The sequence below is a fragment of the Streptomyces sp. Act143 genome, assembly GCF_003143935.1.
Classification (GTDB): domain Bacteria; phylum Actinomycetota; class Actinomycetes; order Streptomycetales; family Streptomycetaceae; genus Streptomyces.
The window spans coordinates 6,578,021-6,594,227 of sequence record NZ_QFRX01000001.1 but is presented as its reverse complement, the minus strand read 5'-3'; the positions used below and the strand labels follow the sequence as shown (position 1 = coordinate 6,594,227).

The 16,207-nt window shown below is 73.3% G+C and carries 12 protein-coding genes; 3 read left to right on the top strand and 9 right to left on the bottom strand.

Annotation, left to right across the window (positions count from 1 at the left end; genetic code table 11):
- Positions 1-5: 5 nt before the first annotated feature.
- The 6 genes from DI272_RS30175 to DI272_RS46280 form a co-directional block, all read right to left on the bottom strand.
- The gene (locus tag DI272_RS30175; protein ID WP_109498357.1) at positions 6-1,547 is read right to left on the bottom strand and encodes a 2-oxo acid dehydrogenase subunit E2; all 1,542 of its coding nucleotides are present in this window, start codon (positions 1,545-1,547) and stop codon (positions 6-8) included.
- Positions 1,547-2,599 carry an alpha-ketoacid dehydrogenase subunit beta gene (locus DI272_RS30170; protein WP_109498356.1) on the bottom strand — a complete coding sequence of 351 codons (1,053 nt, stop codon included), beginning with the start codon at positions 2,597-2,599 and terminating at the stop codon, positions 1,547-1,549. Before DI272_RS30170 ends, DI272_RS30175 begins: the two co-directional genes overlap by 1 nt.
- A gap of 2 nt (positions 2,600-2,601) precedes the next feature.
- Positions 2,602-3,642: a pyruvate dehydrogenase (acetyl-transferring) E1 component subunit alpha gene (gene pdhA, locus DI272_RS30165; RefSeq protein ID WP_181387356.1), complete on the bottom strand. Its 1,041-nt coding sequence runs from the start codon at positions 3,640-3,642 to the stop codon at positions 2,602-2,604.
- The gene (gene acsA, locus DI272_RS30160; protein WP_109498355.1) at positions 3,639-5,441 is read right to left on the bottom strand and encodes an acetate--CoA ligase; all 1,803 of its coding nucleotides are present in this window, start codon (positions 5,439-5,441) and stop codon (positions 3,639-3,641) included. The genes pdhA and acsA overlap by 4 nt, the downstream gene beginning before the upstream one ends.
- A 225-nt stretch (positions 5,442-5,666) precedes the next feature.
- Positions 5,667-6,263 (bottom strand): hypothetical protein, encoded by a 597-nt coding sequence (locus DI272_RS30155; protein WP_109498354.1) that lies wholly within the window; start codon positions 6,261-6,263, stop codon positions 5,667-5,669.
- A gap of 88 nt (positions 6,264-6,351) precedes the next feature.
- Positions 6,352-9,795, bottom strand: a complete 3,444-nt coding sequence (locus DI272_RS46280) for a glycosyltransferase (RefSeq protein WP_181387355.1) — start codon at positions 9,793-9,795, stop codon at positions 6,352-6,354.
- 30 nt (positions 9,796-9,825) lie between these two features.
- Between DI272_RS46280 and DI272_RS30145 the strand changes: the two genes are divergently transcribed.
- A complete protein-coding gene (locus DI272_RS30145) occupies positions 9,826-10,296 on the top strand; it encodes a hypothetical protein (RefSeq protein ID WP_146238401.1) in 471 nt (156 codons plus the stop codon).
- Positions 10,297-10,653: 357 nt separating this feature from the next.
- On the opposite strand, the gene DI272_RS30140 is transcribed toward DI272_RS30145, so the two are convergent.
- The 3 genes from DI272_RS30140 to DI272_RS30130 form a co-directional block, all read right to left on the bottom strand.
- Entirely contained in the window at positions 10,654-11,352 is a 699-nt protein-coding gene (locus tag DI272_RS30140; protein WP_109498352.1) for a response regulator transcription factor, read from the bottom strand.
- A complete protein-coding gene (locus DI272_RS30135) occupies positions 11,349-12,554 on the bottom strand; it encodes a histidine kinase (protein ID WP_109498351.1) in 1,206 nt (401 codons plus the stop codon). The genes DI272_RS30140 and DI272_RS30135 overlap by 4 nt, the downstream gene beginning before the upstream one ends.
- Positions 12,555-12,644: 90 nt before the next feature.
- Positions 12,645-14,855 (bottom strand): MMPL family transporter, encoded by a 2,211-nt coding sequence (locus tag DI272_RS30130; protein WP_109498350.1) that lies wholly within the window; start codon positions 14,853-14,855, stop codon positions 12,645-12,647.
- A gap of 227 nt (positions 14,856-15,082) precedes the next feature.
- On the opposite strand from DI272_RS30130, the gene DI272_RS30125 reads away from it, so the two are divergent.
- Both DI272_RS30125 and DI272_RS30120 read left to right on the top strand, forming a co-directional pair.
- A complete protein-coding gene (locus tag DI272_RS30125) occupies positions 15,083-15,349 on the top strand; it encodes a hypothetical protein (protein ID WP_146238400.1) in 267 nt (88 codons plus the stop codon).
- A 108-nt stretch (positions 15,350-15,457) separates the two neighbouring features.
- Positions 15,458-16,204, top strand: coding sequence for a phosphotransferase family protein (locus DI272_RS30120; protein ID WP_109498348.1), 747 nt, complete (start codon positions 15,458-15,460; stop codon positions 16,202-16,204).
- Positions 16,205-16,207: the final 3 nt, after the last annotated feature.

Here is a 16,207-nt window from a genome sequence, read left to right as displayed (position 1 = left end):
CTGGTTCACAACTCCTCCGGTTTGCGCAGCAGTCGGTCGACCGCCGTGAGGTAGCGCGCCCCGACCGCTCCGTCACTGGCCCGGTGGTCGGCGGACAGGGTGGCGGTCACCACGGGGCGCACGCCGAGCATCCCGCCGGTGGCCCAGGGCCGTTCGACGACCGCGCCGAAGCCGACCAGGGCCACCTGCGGCGGGTAGATGACACCGAACACGGACTCCACGCCCTGGTCCCCGAGGTTCGTGACGGTGAGCGTGGCTCCGGACAGCTCGCTGCCGCGCAGCCGGCCCAGGCGGGCACGCCGGACGAGGTCCTTGAGCGCGGCCATGAGGGCGTCCGGGGCGAGCGTGTCGGCGTCGTGGATCACCGGTGCGAGCAGGCCTCCGTCCCGCAGGGACACGGCGATGCCCAGGTGGACGCCGGTGCCGGGTGTGAACTCGCCGTTCTGCCAGAAGCCGTTGAGCTGCGGTACCTCCCGCGCCGCCACCGCCGCGGCCTTCAGCAACAGGGCCGCGGGGACGAGCCGTTCGGTGGGTGGACGGCCGCGGTTGTGGCGGTGCAGCCACTCCACGGCCGGGGTGAGGTCGATGGTGGAGGAGAGGTAGTAGTGCGGGATCTCTTTCTTCGAGCGGCTCATGAGCTCGCCGATGGCGCGGCGCATGGCGGCCGCGCGCTGGTCCTTGCGCCCCTCCGGCGACACCGGTGCAGCTGCGGGCACGGGCCCGGCCGTGGGCGCGGTTTCCGGTCGCTGCCGACGGTCCTCGGTCCGCTGCGGCTCGGGTGTCTTCGGGCCGCCGCGTGCGCGCACGGCCGCGTGCACGTCCGCGGCGCGCACCGCTCCACCGTCCGCGGTGCCGTGCAACGCCGTCAGGTCCACGCCCAGTTCGCGGGCGAGCCGCCGGGCGTACGGGGTGGCCCGCACCCGTGGCCCCTGCCCCGGCCTCGGCACCGGCCCCTGCCCCGGCACCGCGTGCTCGACGTCCGCACGGGTGATCCGGCCGCCGCGTCCGGTGCCGTGCACGGACGTCAGATCGACGCCCCGCTCCACCGCGAGGTGCCGCACCAGCGGCCCCACCCCGGCGACCGGCCTGTCCACGCCGGGCCGCTCGGGACGCGACGTCACAGCGGGAGCGGCGGCCGCCGCGGGGACGGCAGCGGGCTCAGCGGCAGCAGGCTCGGGCTCCGGCGCCACGGTCGTGCGGGTCACCGCCTCCCCCCGGGGTGCCTCCTCCGCCCGGATGGCAGGCTCCAGCGGCGGCGTCTCCACAGCGGCGACCTCCTGCTCCGCCTCTCCAGCCCCGGAAACGCTCTCCGCCCCCTCCTCGATCACCGCCAACGCCGTCCCCACCGGCACCCGCGTCCCGGGCTCGACGAGGAGCCGCCCCACCGTCCCCGACTCGAAGCACTCCACCTCGATGGCCGCCTTGTCGGTCTCCACGACCGCGACCACGTCCCCCTTGCCGACGTGGTCGCCGGGGCCGACGAGCCATTCCAGCAGCAGCCCTTCGTCCATGTCGGCGCCGAGCGAGGGCATCGTGAACTCGGCCATCAGCCGGCCCTCCTGCCGTTCGGCGCCCGCTCCTCGTCGACGGTGAACGGGGCGGGCCCGACCGCACGACGAGCGGCCGCGACGATCCCGGCGACCTGCGGCAGCGCGGCCTCCTCCAGCCGGCGCGCGTACGGCATGGGCACTTCGGCGCTGCACACGCGCTCGACAGGGGCGTCGAGGTCGTAGAAGTTCTGCTCGGTGATGCGGGCGGAGATCTCGGCGGCCAGGCTCCCGGTGCGCCAGCCCTCGTCGACGACGACGGCGCGGTGGGTGCGGGCGACGGAGCCGGTGATCGTGGCATCGTCGAGGGGGCGCAGAGTACGCAGGTCGATGACCTCCGCGCTGATGCCACCGCTCGCCAGTTCGTCGGCCGCGGCCAGTGCCTTCGGCAGCGAACCGCCGTACGTGATCACGGAGATGTCGGTCCCGGGCCTGCGGATGCTCGCGTGGTCGAGGTCGACGGGACCCGCGTCGGCCGGGAGGTCGCCGGAGGTGTTGTACAGCCCGCCGTGCTCGAAGATCAGCACGGGGTCGGGGTCGGCGAGCGCCGGGGCCAGCATGTGGCGGGCGTCGGCGATGGTCGCCGGGGCCAGGACCCGGAGGCCGGGGATGTGCGCGTACCAGCCCTCCAGGCTGTGCGAGTGCTGGGCCGCGAGCTGCCGTCCGGCGCCGGTGGTCATACGGATGACGATCGGGACCGCCAGCTGGCCGCCGGACATGTGCAGCAGGGTCGCGGCGTTGTTGAGGATCTGGTCGAGCGCGAGCAGGCTGAAGTTGACCGTCATGATCTCGACGATCGGGCGCATCCCGGCCAGGGCGGCGCCGATGCCGGCGCCGACGAACGCGGACTCCGACAGCGGGGCGTCGCGGACGCGGTCCGGGCCGAACTCCTCCAGCAGGCCGAGGCTGACGCCGAAGCAGCCGCCGTAGCGGCCCACGTCCTCGCCCATCAGGAACACCCGGTCGTCGGCGCGCAACGCGTCCCGCAGGGCCTCGCGCATCGCCTCGCGATAGGTCGTCTTGCGTTCGGCGGGGTCACTGGTGGCCACCATGGTCAACTCGCCTCCTCCGCGGGGCTGGTGACGTACCGCAGCAGGTCCGCGACGGGTTCCTCGGCGGCCCGGTCGGCGCGCTCCACGGCGGCGTCGATCTCGGCGCCCGTCCGGCTCTCCAGGTCGGTGAGCGTCCGGTCGGTCAGTCCGGCCTGCTCCCGCAGCCGCCGGACGAGGCGGTCGATCGGGTCGCGTTCCTTCCACTGCTCGATCTCGGCCTTGTCGCGGTAGCGGTCGGGGTCGTACATGGAGTGGGCGCGGAAGCGGTAGGTGCGCATCTCCAGGAAGTGCGGCCCGGTGCCCGCGCGGATGCCTTCGGCGGCCCGCCGGGCGGCGTCCTCGACGGCGAGCACGTCCATGCCGTCGACGGCCCAGGAGACCATGCCGTAAGAGGCGGCCCGCATCGCCAGATCCGTCTGGGCCTGTGCCCGGTCCAGGGCGGTGCCCATCGCGTAGAGGTTGTTCTCGCAGACGAACAGCAGCGGCAGTCCCCACAGGGCGGCGAGGTTGGCCGTCTCGTGGAACTCGCCCTCGGCGAAGGCTCCGTCGCCGAAGAAGCAGCAGGTGACGCGGGAGCGGCCGGTCATGCGGTCGGCCAGGGCCAGTCCGGCGGCGAGCGGCAGTCCGCCGCCGACGATGGCGTTGCCGCCGTAGAAGCGGCGTTCGGCGTCGAAGAGGTGCATGGAGCCGCCGCGGCCCCGGCTGCAGCCGGTGACCTTGCCGAACATCTCCGCCATGACCGCGTCGGCGGGGACGCCGCGGGCGAGCGCGTGGCCGTGCTCGCGATATGTGGACACGACCGCGTCGTCCTCGGTGAGCGCCTCGTTGACGCCGACGGCGACGGCCTCCTCGCCGATGCAGAGGTGCATGAAGCCGCGGATGCGCGCGGCGCTGTACAGCTCGACGCAGCGTTCCTCGAAGCGCCGGACGCGCAGCATGGAGGCGAGCAGCGCCAGTTGATGTGCCGTCAGCTGTTTCGGCTGCGCCTTGCCCTTACCCGTGGCCTTGGTCTTGGGCTTGCGCGGGGTGCGGGTGGTGCTCATGCGGGCCCCTCCGTTCCCTCCAGGGTGGAGATGTCGCCTTCGGGCAGGCCGAGTTCGCGGGCCCGCAGTAGGCGCCGCATGACCTTGCCGCTGCGGGTGTGCGGCAGGTGCTGGTCGAAGGCGATCTCGCGGGGCGCGACAGCGGGGCCGAGCCGGCGGCGGGCGAACGCCAGCAGTTCCTGCCGCATCGCGGTGGTCGCCTCGTAGCCGGGCCGCAGGGACACGAACGCCTTGACGATGTTCCCGGCGACCGGGTCGGGCCGACCGATCACTCCGGCCTCGGCGACCGCCCGGTGCTCCATCAGCGCGCTCTCCACCTCGAACGGTCCGACGAGGTGTCCGGCCGACTTGATGACGTCGTCCGCGCGGCCGACGAACCAGTACCAGCCGTCCGCGTCGCGCCGCACCAGGTCGCCGGTGAGGTACCAGCCGCCGGCGAACGCCGCCGCGGAGCGTTCCTCGTCGTGGAGATAGCCGCGGAACATGGACGGCCAGCCCGGCCGCAGCGCCAGCTCGCCCTCCACGTCGGGTTCCTGGAGCACGCCGACCCGGCCGTCGACGACCGCCGCGCGGCCGTCCTCCCCGCGGCGCAGCACCGCCGCCTCCACGCCGGGCAGCGGGCGGCCCATGGAGCCGGGGCGGATGTCGCAGGCCGCGAAGTTGGCGATCATGATGGCGCCGGTCTCGGTCTGCCACCAGTTGTCGTGCACCGGCAACCCCAGGACGTCGCGCCCCCAGACCACGGCCTCCGGGTTGAGCGGCTCGCCGACCGAGGCGATGAAGCGCAGCGCGCTCAGGTCGAAGGAGGCGGGCAGGTCGTACGGTCCGGTCCGCGGTGTCGTCCGCATCAGCATGCGCAGCGCCGTCGGCGCGGTGTACCAGACGGTGACCCGCTGTTCGGCGAGGATCCGGTACCAGCGGCGGGCGTCGTAGTCGCCCTCGTCGACGACGACCGTCACGCCGTGCATGAGCGGTGCGGCGATCCCGTACGACATGCCGGTGACCCAGCCCGGGTCGGCGGTGCACCAGTACACGTCGTCCGGGTGCAGGTCGAGGGCGTACCGCGCGGTCGTGTAGTGCGCGACGGCCGCCTCGTGGACGTGCACGGCGCCCTTGGGGGTACCTGTGGTGCCGCTGGTGAAGTGCAGCAGCGCCATGTCGTCGGGTGAGGTCGCCGGGATGGTGAAGGTGTCGGGCGCGTCGGCCATCAGCGCCTCGTAGGAGACCGTGTCGGGCAGATCTGCGGCGCCCCCGCCGACGATCAGCACGTGGTCCAGTCCGGGCAGCCGGGCGCGCTGCCCGGCGACCTTCCTGCGGTACAGCTCGGCCGTGGTGACGAGCACCCGGGCGTCGCTCAGGCGCAGCCGCTGTGCCACGGGGTCCGGCCCGAAGGCGGAGAACAGCGGGCACAGCACGCTGGTGTTCTTCAGCGTGCCCAGGACCACGGTGTACAGCGCGGGGCACCGCCCCAGCAGCGTCACCACCCGCTCTCCGGGGCCGATGCCGAGCGAGCGCAGCACGTTGGCGAAGCGGTCGGTGGAGCGGGCCAGTTCCTCGTACGTCACGGAGGTCACGGAGTCGTCGCGGCCCACGCAGCGCAAGGCGACTGCCGTGCCGTGGCCGTCCTCGACGTGCCGGTCCACCGCCTCGTAGGCGATGTTCAGTCCCCGGCCGCCGGGCAGCCCGCGGAGCTGGTCACGGGCGCTCGCCCAGGAGAAGCCCTCACACACCTTCTCGTAGTCGTCGAGATTGGGCGGCACCAGAGGCGCGGTACCCTTCCGGATCGTCTCCCAGGGCATCTCAGCCCCCTTCCCATCGGGCCTGTTCCCACCATCCGCCCGGGACGCGGCACGGGCACTGGGCCGAACGGTCCCGTCGTGCTGCCCCGCCCGGCCCTGTCAGCGGCGGCCCCGGTCAGAGCCGTCTCGCGGACGTCTTCGTCCTCGTGCCCGCGCCTTGGCCCGGTGGGGTCCGGTGGGGTTCGGTGGGGTTCGGTGGGGTTCGGTCGGGCCCAGCCCAGCCGCTCAGCCGCTCATGTGTTTGCGCCACTGGGGACCCACCCGTGCCCACTCCGTCTCCCACTCCCGCATCCGGGCGCGGTCCAGACGGAAGCGTGCGAGCCGTCCGCACCCGATGACCGTGGTCCCGGCCACCAGCGCGACCGACACGCCCACCAGCACGGACTGCACGCGGGCGTCCGCCGCGGTGACGGGTGTGGTCACCGGGTTGCCGGCGCGGTCCGTCCACACCTCGACCGAGGTGCCCGCCGCACTGCCCGGCTCGACCTTGACCAGGCTCGTGCGGGTGACGCCGTCGGAGTCCGTCCAGCGCGCCTTCGCCCACACCCTGGTGTCACCGCCCGAGGTCGTCACGGTCGGGGTCTTGGGGGCGTTCTGCGTGAGCACGGCCGCCACCGGGTGCACCTGCGCACGCCGCTCGGCGAAGCTGTGCTGCATCCCCGCCTCCGTCGCCCGGCCCGCGAACAAGGCGCCCGCGAGGGCGATGACCCAGGTGGCCACCACGATCCAGGCCTCCAGGCGGTCGCTGCGACGGCGGAGGGGATTGCGCCGCCACCGCCAGAACCACACCTTCGTCACCCGGGTGGGATGTGTCGTCGCCATCGTTCGGCACCCCCTTGCGCACTTGGCCGGCGGTCCCGTTCCCTCCCCTTGCACCGTCTCACGTCCCGCCCGGCCGGAAGAGGGCCGATCAGCCGCTGCCACCCGGCCGTACGGACCTTTGTCGGCCGGTTGGGCCCGTACCTGCCGCGGCCCGGTCGGGTCCGCCGGCCGGTCGCGGCCACAGCCGCAGCGGACGTTTCGCCGCGCGGTCCTCGCACCAGCCGACCAGCAGGACCGCCAGGGCGATGAGCGGCCAGGCGAGGAGATAGAGGAACCATCCGGCGTCGAGCGGCAGCCGGTTCTCCAGCGCGGGCACCCGCCACATCTGGTCGATGAGGAGGACCCCCAGGACCAGCGCCACCTCGTGCCAGAGATAGACGGTCACGGCGCGGGCGTTGAGCAGCACGACCGTTGCGTGCAGGGGCCGGTGCCGGGTCACCCAGCGGTCCCCGGTCGGTCCGAACCGCAGCAGGAGCAGGACGAAGCCGACGGACCAGAAGGCCTGGCCGAGGGGGATCGAGCCGAGGTCGTAGCCCTCCTCGGTCCGGTGCGTCAGCGCGTACCAGCCACCCGCCGCCATCACGGCCGCCGCCATCGCCACCACCCGGGCCCCCGGCAGCCGGCGCACGAGGCCGTCGTGGTGGGCGAAGCCCAGCAACCAGCAGGCCCCGAACGTGACCAGGTCGGTGAACGGCTCGGCGAGCCGGCCGGGCAGCGGCAACAGCTCTGCCTGCGCGACCACCACCAGCCCCAGGAAGGCCGCCACCGCCGTTCGTGGTGCCCGGCGGAAGCCTCGCAGCAGCAGTGGTGAGAGCAGGACGAACAGCAGGTACGCGCGGATGTACCACAGGGGTGCGACGACCTGTGTCGCCCAGTCGGTGTCGGCGAACGGCGGCTCGCTCACCGGCACGATCCAGAACACCATCCGGGCCCACGCGGCCGCCTCTCCGCCGCCAGCCTGGTCCGGACGCCAGCCCTTCAGCAGCATCGTGACGACGATGACGAGGCCGAAGAGCCACACGGGCGGCAGGAGCCGGCGCATCCGGGCCCGTACGACCGCCACCGCGGAACGGTCGCCGCGGTCGAGGGAACGGGCCATCAGCGAACCGGCCAACGCGAACATCACGCCCATGGCGGGGAAGGCGAGCGTCAGCCAGGCCCAGTTGAAGGTGTGGTACGTGACCACCCGGACCAGCGCGACGGCCCGCAGGAAGTCCAGATACAGGTTCCGGCCGCCCTTCCGGCGGGGCGCGGGCGGAGCGGGCAGCGCGGGCTGCGCGGCAAGGGCAGGGGCAGGGGCAGGGGCAGGGGCAGGCTGCGTGACGGTGGCTGCCTGATCGATGGCCGGCACCACCGGCTGCGGTACGGGTCGGGGCGATGGCTGCGGTACGGGTCGGGGCGCCGGTCGCGGTTCCAGGGCGGGCGGCGCCGTCACCTGGCCCGTCCGCCGCAGCTTGTGCCAGTGCAGGCGGGCGCCGGTGAGCGCGGTGGTGCACGACTGGAGGAGCACCGCGTAGAGCAACTGACGGTAGAAGAGCTGCTGGAGCGGCAGCGTCCACAGGGCGCCCGGCTTCTCGCCGTCGATGCGCAACGCGTAGGCGGCGCAGAGGAGTTGGACGCCGAGGAGCGCGCCCCAGGCGGCAGCCGTGCGGGCCGGGTCCTGGAAGAGCAGCCCGTACACCAGGAACAGGTCGATGAGCGGGGCCAGCAGCGGGGTGAGGACGGTGAACAGCACCACCAGGGCCAGTCCGTAGCGGCCGAAGTGTCCGGCGTGGCCGCGTTCGACGACCGCGTGGCGGTGTTTCCACATCGACTGCAAGGTGCCGTAGCTCCACCGGTAGCGCTGCCGCCAGAGCTGGCCGACGGTCGCCGGCGCCTCGGTCCAGCCGCGGGCCCGCTCCTCGTAGACCACGCGCCAGCCCGCCCGGTGCAGGGCCATGGTCAGATCGGTGTCCTCGGCGAGGGTGTCGTCGCTCAGTCCGCCGACGTGCCGCAGGGCGGTGCGCCGGAACGCGCCGACGGCACCGGGCACGGTGGGGATGCAGCCGATCACGTCGTACATCCGACGGTCCAGGTTGAGCCCCATGACGTATTCGAGGTGCTGCCAACGGCCCAGCAGACGACCGCGGTTGCCCACCTTGGTGTTGCCGGCGACCGCTCCGACCCGCCGGTCGGCGAACGGCTGCACGAGGTGGTGGACGGTCTCCGGTTCGAAGACGGTGTCGCCGTCCATCATCACGACCAGCCGGTGCGAGGCGTACGCCACCCCGGTGTTGAGCGCGGCGGCCTTGCCCTGGTTGGGCCGGCGTACGACGGTGACGCCGGGCAGGGCCAGCGCGTGGACGACCTCGGCGGTGCCGTCGGTGGAGCCGTCGTCCACCACCACGACCTCGACCGGGTGTTCGCTCTTGACGACGGACTGCACGGTCTGGGCGATGCAGGCCCGCTCGTTGTAGGCGGGGATCACCACACTGACGGGCTCGGTGACCTCCGGCCCCCAGGAGAAGCCCGGATCACGGCGCCGCCGCACGTGGCGGCGGGCGAGCACCAGCATGGCCGCGAACCGCGCCAGCATCAGCGCGCCCACCAGCACCAGGAGCACGGCCAGCGCGGGCACCAGCCGGTCCCCCACCACCACGGCCGCCACGAAGACCCGTCCGCTCCACAACTCGGCGCCGGAGACGGACTGGTGGGCGCTGTCGGCACCCAGCGCTTCGCTGACCGTGGTGAACCGGTAGCCGCGGTCGCGGAGTCGGGGGATGAAGGTCTCCAGCGCGCGCACGGTCTGGGCGCGGTCGCCGCCGGAGTCGTGCAGCAGCACCACGGCCCCCTGGCCGGTCAGCCGCCCCGTGACCCGGTCGGCGATGGCGTCGGCGCCCGGCCGCCGCCAGTCCTCCGTGTCGAGGTCGACGAGCACGGTGATGTAGCCCTTCTCGCCCAGCCGTTGGACCGTCGGCCAGGAGACGTCGTCCAGGTCCGCGGCGTGCGAGGAGTAGGGCGGGCGCACGAGCGGGCTGTGGATGCCCGCCGCCCCGGCCAGGGCGAGCTGGGTCTGCGCCAGTTCGCGGTCGGTCCGCGCCGCGGACTGGTACCCCAGGTCGGGATGGGTGAAGGTGTGCACGCCGATCTCGTGCCCGGCCGCCACCGCCCGCCGTACCAGGCGGGGTTCGCGCGCGGTGGCCGCGCCGGTCACGAAGAACGTGGCCTTGGCGTGGTAGCGGTCCAGTACGTCGAGGATCTTCGGCGTCCAGGTGGGGTCCGGGCCGTCGTCGAAGGTCAGGGCGACGGTGCGGGCCGGCAGGGTGTGGCTGCGGGTGCGGGACGCGGTGGTGTCGACGACCGGGCCGCCGTGCAGCACCTCCCGGGGTACGCGGTCGTTGCCGACGGGCGGGTGGACGCGGTGGTCGGCGGCGAACTCCCCGTGCACATAGCCGTGCAGGAGCAGGACTCCGGCCACGACGGCGAGGACGAGGAGCAGGGAGAGGATTCTGGGGCGGGACGCGGCGCGGGTCCTCGCCGGCTGCGCGGACATCGTCAGGACCCCAAGGAGGTGCCGGTCGCGGTGACCGGCGTGCCGTCGGAGCCGTCCACGGCCGTGCTCGACGCGTCACCGGAGGGGCTGGTGCCGGAGTACGACGGAGTGGGTGTGGGACTGCCGGTGGGTGAGGGGCTGCTCGTCGGTGACGGGCTGCCCGTGGGCGTCGTGCTGCCCGTGGGCGTGGAGCCGCCCGTGGGCGAGGACGTCGTTCCCGGGTTCGTCGCCGGGACGGAATGCCTCCCGCCGGCCGGCGACGAACCGGTCGGCGTGGCGGAGCCGCCCGGGATCTGCGACGGAGAAGCGGACGGGGGTCCGGTCGAGGGGGCCACGGACGCACCCGGCAGCTCCTCGGGCGTGGTCTCCCGGACGCTGCCCGGCTCCTGGGTGGGCACACCGGGCACGGGCAGCACGGCGCTCGGGGCGAACGGCGTCGCCCCCATGAAGCTGAGCACCAGCACCGTGGTGTACCCGGCGCACAGCGTGCCCGCGGCGTAGGCGACGCGCCGGATGCGGCGGCCCCGGCGTCCGCTGGAGTCGACGAAGACGGGATCGGAGCCCTCCTCCCCCATGGCCGAACGCGCCGCCGTGGGCGGGACCAGCGGCACGGTGTCGGTGGCTGTTCTGCCACGGGCCGGACGGGTGTGCCGTAGCGGCCTGGTACGGGACCGAAGCATGCCTGTCCCCCCTTCAACCCCTCTCGCGTTCAGCCTTCTCCGGGGCACCCGGGCGTCCAAGGGGCCGACCGGACCCGAGGGCGGGCCGACAAGGTCCTCCCGTGCACGGGGCGCAGGACGTACCCGCGCCGCGCCGGGCCGGTGGGCGGGCCCCGGGTTCCCGCCGGACTGCCGCCGGTCAGTGGGTGTCCGTCGCGCCCGCCGCCGGGGGCTGCGGTTTCACCAGTCCGCTCTGGTACGCGATCACCACGAGCTGGGCGCGGTCGCGGGCGTGCAGCTTGGTCATGGCGCGCTGGATGTGGCTGCGTACGGTCAGCGGGCTCAGGACGAGGTGGTCGGCGATCTGGGTGTTGGACCGGCCGTGCGCGGCCAGGGTGACGACCTCGCGTTCGCGGTCGGTCAGGGCCTTGACGGCGTCGGGGAGGACGAGCAGGTCGTCGGTGGCCGGGGTGGCGAGGAAGCGGGTGATGAGGGCTCGGGTGGCGTGGGGCGAGAGGAGGGCCTCGCCGGCGGCGACGGTACGGATGGCCGACAGCAGGACATCGGGGCTGACGCCCTTGCCGAGGAAACCGCTCGCGCCGGCGCGCAGGGCCTTGGCGACGTTCTCGTCGTTCTCGAAGGTGGTCAGGACGAGGATGTGGGTGTCCGTCAGCTCGGTCCGTGAGCAGATCTCGGCGGTGGCCGCGACGCCGTCGGTGTCCGGCATCCGGAGGTCCATGACGACCACGTCGGGCCGGTGCGCCTCGGTGAGCTCGACGGCCTCCCGCCCGTCGGCGGCCTCGGCGATCACCGTCAGGTCGTCGGTCGAGTCGATGAGGATGCGGAAGGTGGCCCGCAGCAGAGCCTGGTCGTCGGCGAGCAGAACGCGGATGGTCATGGGGCGGCGCTTTCGTCGCGACGGTCGGGGGGCAGGTCGAGCGGCAGGGCGCAGACCACCTGGAAGCCGCCCCGGGGGCGGTGTCCCGCGTGGAAGGTGCCGCCCGCCGAGGTGGCGCGCTCGCGCATGCTGATCAGGCCGAACCCGCTTCCCGGGCCGGACGGCACGGGGGTGCGGTCGGCGGCGGTGTCGTTGGTGACCGTCAGTGTCAGGCGCCGGGGGGCGAACGCGAGCCGCACCTCGGCGGTGCGTCCGGCACCGTGTTTGGTGGCGTTGGTGAGTGCTTCCTGGAGGATCCGGTAGGCCGTCAGATCGAGTACGGGGGTGAGCGGGCGTCGCTCCCCGTCGACGGTGACGCCGACACGGAGGCCGGCCGCCGCGAAGGAGTCCACCAGGTCGGGCAGCCGGTCCAGCCCCGGGGCGGGGGCCAGGTCGTCGGCGGGGTCGCCCTCGTGCCGCAGGAGCCCCACGGTGGCCTTGAGTTCCCGCAGGGCCGCCGCCGTCGTCTCCGGCAGCCTGTCGATGATCTCCTGGGCCTGGTCGGGCCGGGTGCGCAGGAGGTGCTTGACGGCTCCGGCCTGGGCGTCCGCCAGGGTGAGGTGGTGGGCGACCACGTCGTGCAGTTCGCGTGCGATGCGCATGCGCTCCTGGACGACCCGGTGGCGTGCCTCCTCCTCACGCTGCCGGTCGGCGTGCTCGGCACGGGCCACGGCGTACTCGCGGCGCACCCGCCGGTAGCCGCCGAGGGCCGCGCAGAGCAGGATCCACGCCGTGGGGTTGACGACGGTGAAGATCACGGAGTGGAGGAAGGAGGGGAAGAGCAGGCCGCTGACCACCACACAGCCGGTGACGATCAGGGCGCTGTTCCACCCGGTGCGCCGGGGTGTGCGCAGGCTGGTCTCGTACTGCGCGACCAGCAGCGGCCCCATCAGCAGGGGCGTCAGGAGGTAGCCCAGGGCTCCGACGGCGATCGTGCACAGCGCGGTGACGGCCAGCACGGTCAGGGGGTGGCTCCGGCGCCGGTTCAGGGCGGCGCAGGAGAGCGCGGACAGGGCGAGGCCCGGCCAGAGTGTCAGGGGGCCGGAGGCCGGGGCGCGCGTGACGAGGACGCCGGTGACGGTGGCCGCGAACAGCAGGACCAGCAGCGCGCCGTCCAGGGCCTTCGGGCGGGTCACCGCCCGATGCCGCCAGCTGGTACTCATCACGCTCCGAAACACTCCAGGGGACAGCCATGCTCACATATCGCGGGGCGGGGCGCCGTGGTGCTCGGCGCCCCACCCCGGGTGCGGGTGTCAGACGCGCGCCGGCTCCTGCGGCACGGGCCCGCCGCCCGCCACCGGAGGCGGTGTCGCAAGCCCCGCCCCCTCCACGTCCACACGGGGCAGCAGCCGGTCCAGCCACCCCGGCAGCCACCACGCCCTGTCGCCGAGCAGCGCCAGCACCGCGGGCACCAGGGCCATCCGTACGACGAAGGCGTCGAACAGCACCGCGACGGCGAGCCCGAACCCGATCGTCTTGACCATCGACTCGCCGGACCCGATGAACCCGGAGAACACCGCGATCATGATGACCGCCGCCGCGACGACCACGCGGGCGCTGTGCCGGAAGCCGGAGACGACCGCGTCGGGAGCCCTGTCCCCGTGGACGTACGCCTCCCGCATCCGGGCGACGAGGAACACCTCGTAGTCCATGGCCAGGCCGAACACGATGCCCACCAGGAAGATCGGCATCAGGCTCATGATCGGCCCCGGCTGCTCCACGCCCAGCAGTTCGGCGCCCCAGCCCCACTGGAAGACCGCGACGACCGAGCCGAGGGCGGCCAGCACCGACAGCAGGAACCCGAACGCCGCCTTGACCGGCACCAGCACCGAACGGAAGACCACCAGCAGCAGGAGCAGGGCCAGGACGACGATGACGGCGAGATAGGGCACGAGCGCGGCCTGGAGGGCCTCGGCGACGTCGATGTTCATCGCGGTGCTGCCGGTGACCTCGAAGGTCGCCCCGGTGTCCCGCTCCAGGGCGGCGCGTTCGGAGCGGATGGCGCGGACGAGGTCCTTGGTGTGCTCGTCGTTCGGGCCGGTGGACGGCACCGCCGAGAACAGCGCGGTGTCACCGGCCGGGTTGAACCGTGCCGAGGAGACGGACACGACCCCGTCGGTGCCGCCGATCTCCCGGGCGATCTCCCGGACGGCCGCCTTGCCGTCGACCGCTCCCCGGGCGTCGACGACGACGGTCAACGGGCCGTTGAAGCCCGCGCCGAAGCCGTCCGCGAGGGCATCGTAGGCACGCCGTTCCGTCGACGAGACCGGCTTGGACTCGGCCCCCGGCATGCCCATCTCCAGGCTCGCGGCGGGCAGCGCCAGCACGCCCAGACCCGCGACGCACGCCACCAGGACGGCCACCGGGCGGCGCAGCACGAAGCGCGCCCAGCGGGCCCCGCCGGTGCCGGTCGCCGCGGAGAGCGAGACCGGCCTGCCCTTGCGGGTACGGCGGGAGAGCACCGCGTTCGGCCACATGCCCAGCAGTGCGGGCACCAGGGTGAGGGCCACCAGCACGGCGACGACCACCGCACCCGCCGCGCACAGGCCCATCTTCGTCAGCATCGGCACGCCGACCACGGTCAGGCCGACCAGCGCGATGACGACCGTGAGCCCCGCGAAGACCACGGCGGAACCGGCGGTACCGACGGCGAGCCCGGCGGCCTCGCCCGGAGCGTGTCCGTTCACGCGCTCCTCCCGGTAGCGGGAGACGACGAAGAGGGCGTAGTCGATACCGACCGCGAGTCCGAGCATGGAGGCGAGGGTGCCCGTGGTCAGGGAGAGCCCGAAGACGCTGCCCAGGGCCATGACCGCGGCCATGCTGATGCCGACGCCGATCACCGCGGTGAGCAGGGGGAGACCCGCGGCGGCGAGGGAACCGAAGGTGATCAGCAGGATCACCGCGGCGAGACCGATGCCGATGGACTCGGCGCTGCCGCCGGCGGCGGGCTGCTCGGCGAGTGCAGTGCCGCCGACCTCGACCGTGAGGCCGGCGCGGCGGGCCTCGTCGACGGTCTTCTCCAGGGCGGCCTTGTCGGTGTCGGTGAGGTCGTCGGCCTTCACCTTGTAGTTCACGGTGGCGTATGCGGTGGCGCCGTCCTCGCTCACCGCTCCGGCCGTGAACGGGTTCACGGCGTTCAGGACCCTCGGCTCGTCGGCCGCCTCCGCCACGAGCGCGTCGATGGCGGCCCGGTTGCCGGAGGCGGTCACCTTCTGGCCGTCGGGTGCGACGAAGACGATGCGGGCGGTGGCGCCGTCGGCGTCCGTGCCGGGGAAGCGCTCCCCTATCAGGTCGAACGCCTTCTGCGCCTCGATGCCGGGCATGAACGACGTGCCGTCGTCGGACGAGGCCGGTGCCGTGGCGGCGCCGGCCCCGGCACCGCCGAGGATCACCGCCCACAGCAGCACGACGAGCCAGCGCCGTCGGAAGGCGGTCCGGCCCAGCCGGTAGAGCAAGGTAGCCACGGGAAAGGGGTCTCCAGGTCAGGTTTTCGGGTGGGTGCCCAGCCTGCCGGGAGGGGCCGCGCCGGGGCATCGTGCGGGTGCTCGCATTCCGGCTTGGTGCCCCTGCATGAGTCGACGCCCTGCTGTCCTCCTCCAGGAGGACCGGTGGCTACGGCGCCGGGACGACAGGGTTGGATGGCTCCATGGCGGGACGAGAGCGTGGAACGAGGAAACGGCCTCCCCTCGGCATGCCGGAAGCCGTTGTCCTGCTCGCGACACCGGAAGGCTGGCGCCACAGTGTTCTCACAGAGGACGGCGGAATGATCTGCGGGCGTTTTGCCGACGTGGCGCCCGACACCGACCCAGCGGAGGCACGGGCCGCCGCGGCCGCCATGGTGGTGGGCCTCGCACACGACGTCCACGAAGTTGCCGTCGACGTGACCTGGGATTCGCCTCGGGAACCCGGATCGTGGACAGCCCAGGTCACGGTTGCCGAGACCGCGCCGAACGCTTGAAGACGGTGCGCATGCCCTGTACGGCGGCCACAATGCCTGGGGGCTGCTGACCGCCGCACGTGAGAAACCCGGCGACGTCGGCGATCGTCCCCGGGATACTGGTCGCCCATGGATGAGGTCGAAGTCGTCGTCGCCCATTCCGAGCGCGCGACCCTGCGTGTCGGTGATGTGTTCCTCAAGGTGGACGCCGATCAGACGCGCATCGACGTCGAGGTCGAGGCGATGTCCCTCGCACCGGTCCCGACCCCGCAGGTGCTGTGGCGCAAGCCGCCCGTGCTGGCGGTCGCCGCGGTCCCGGGGGCACCGCTCGGGCGCCTCGGCGGGCCGTCGACCGGGTCGCGGGCGGGGTGGGCCGCGGCGGGCGCCGCCATCCGGACGCTGCACGACGCACCGCCGCCGCCCCGGCTTGGCCAGGCCGGCCGGAGCATCGCCGCGCTGGTGGCGGAGCTCGACGACGAGTGCGAGCGGCTGGTGAGAGGCGGCGTCCTGCCCGCGGACCTGGTCGCCCGCAACCGTCAGGTCGCCGAAGCCGCGCTCCGGCCGTGGACCCCGGTGTTCACCCATGGCGACCTCCAGATCGCGCACGTGTTTGTCCACGGCGACGAGGTCACGGGCATCATCGACTGGTCCGAGGCCGGCCAGGGCGATGCCCTGTACGACCTCGCCACGTTCACACTCGGGCACGAGAAGCACCTCGGCGACGTCATGGCCGGATACGGCGCCGACGTCGACCTCGACGTGATCCGCGGGTGGTGGTCGTTGCGAAGCCTGCTGGTGATCCGCTGGCTGGTCGAGCACGGTTTCGACCCGTTCGCGCCGGGGTGCGAGGTCGACGTGCTGAGATCCCGGATGTGAGCC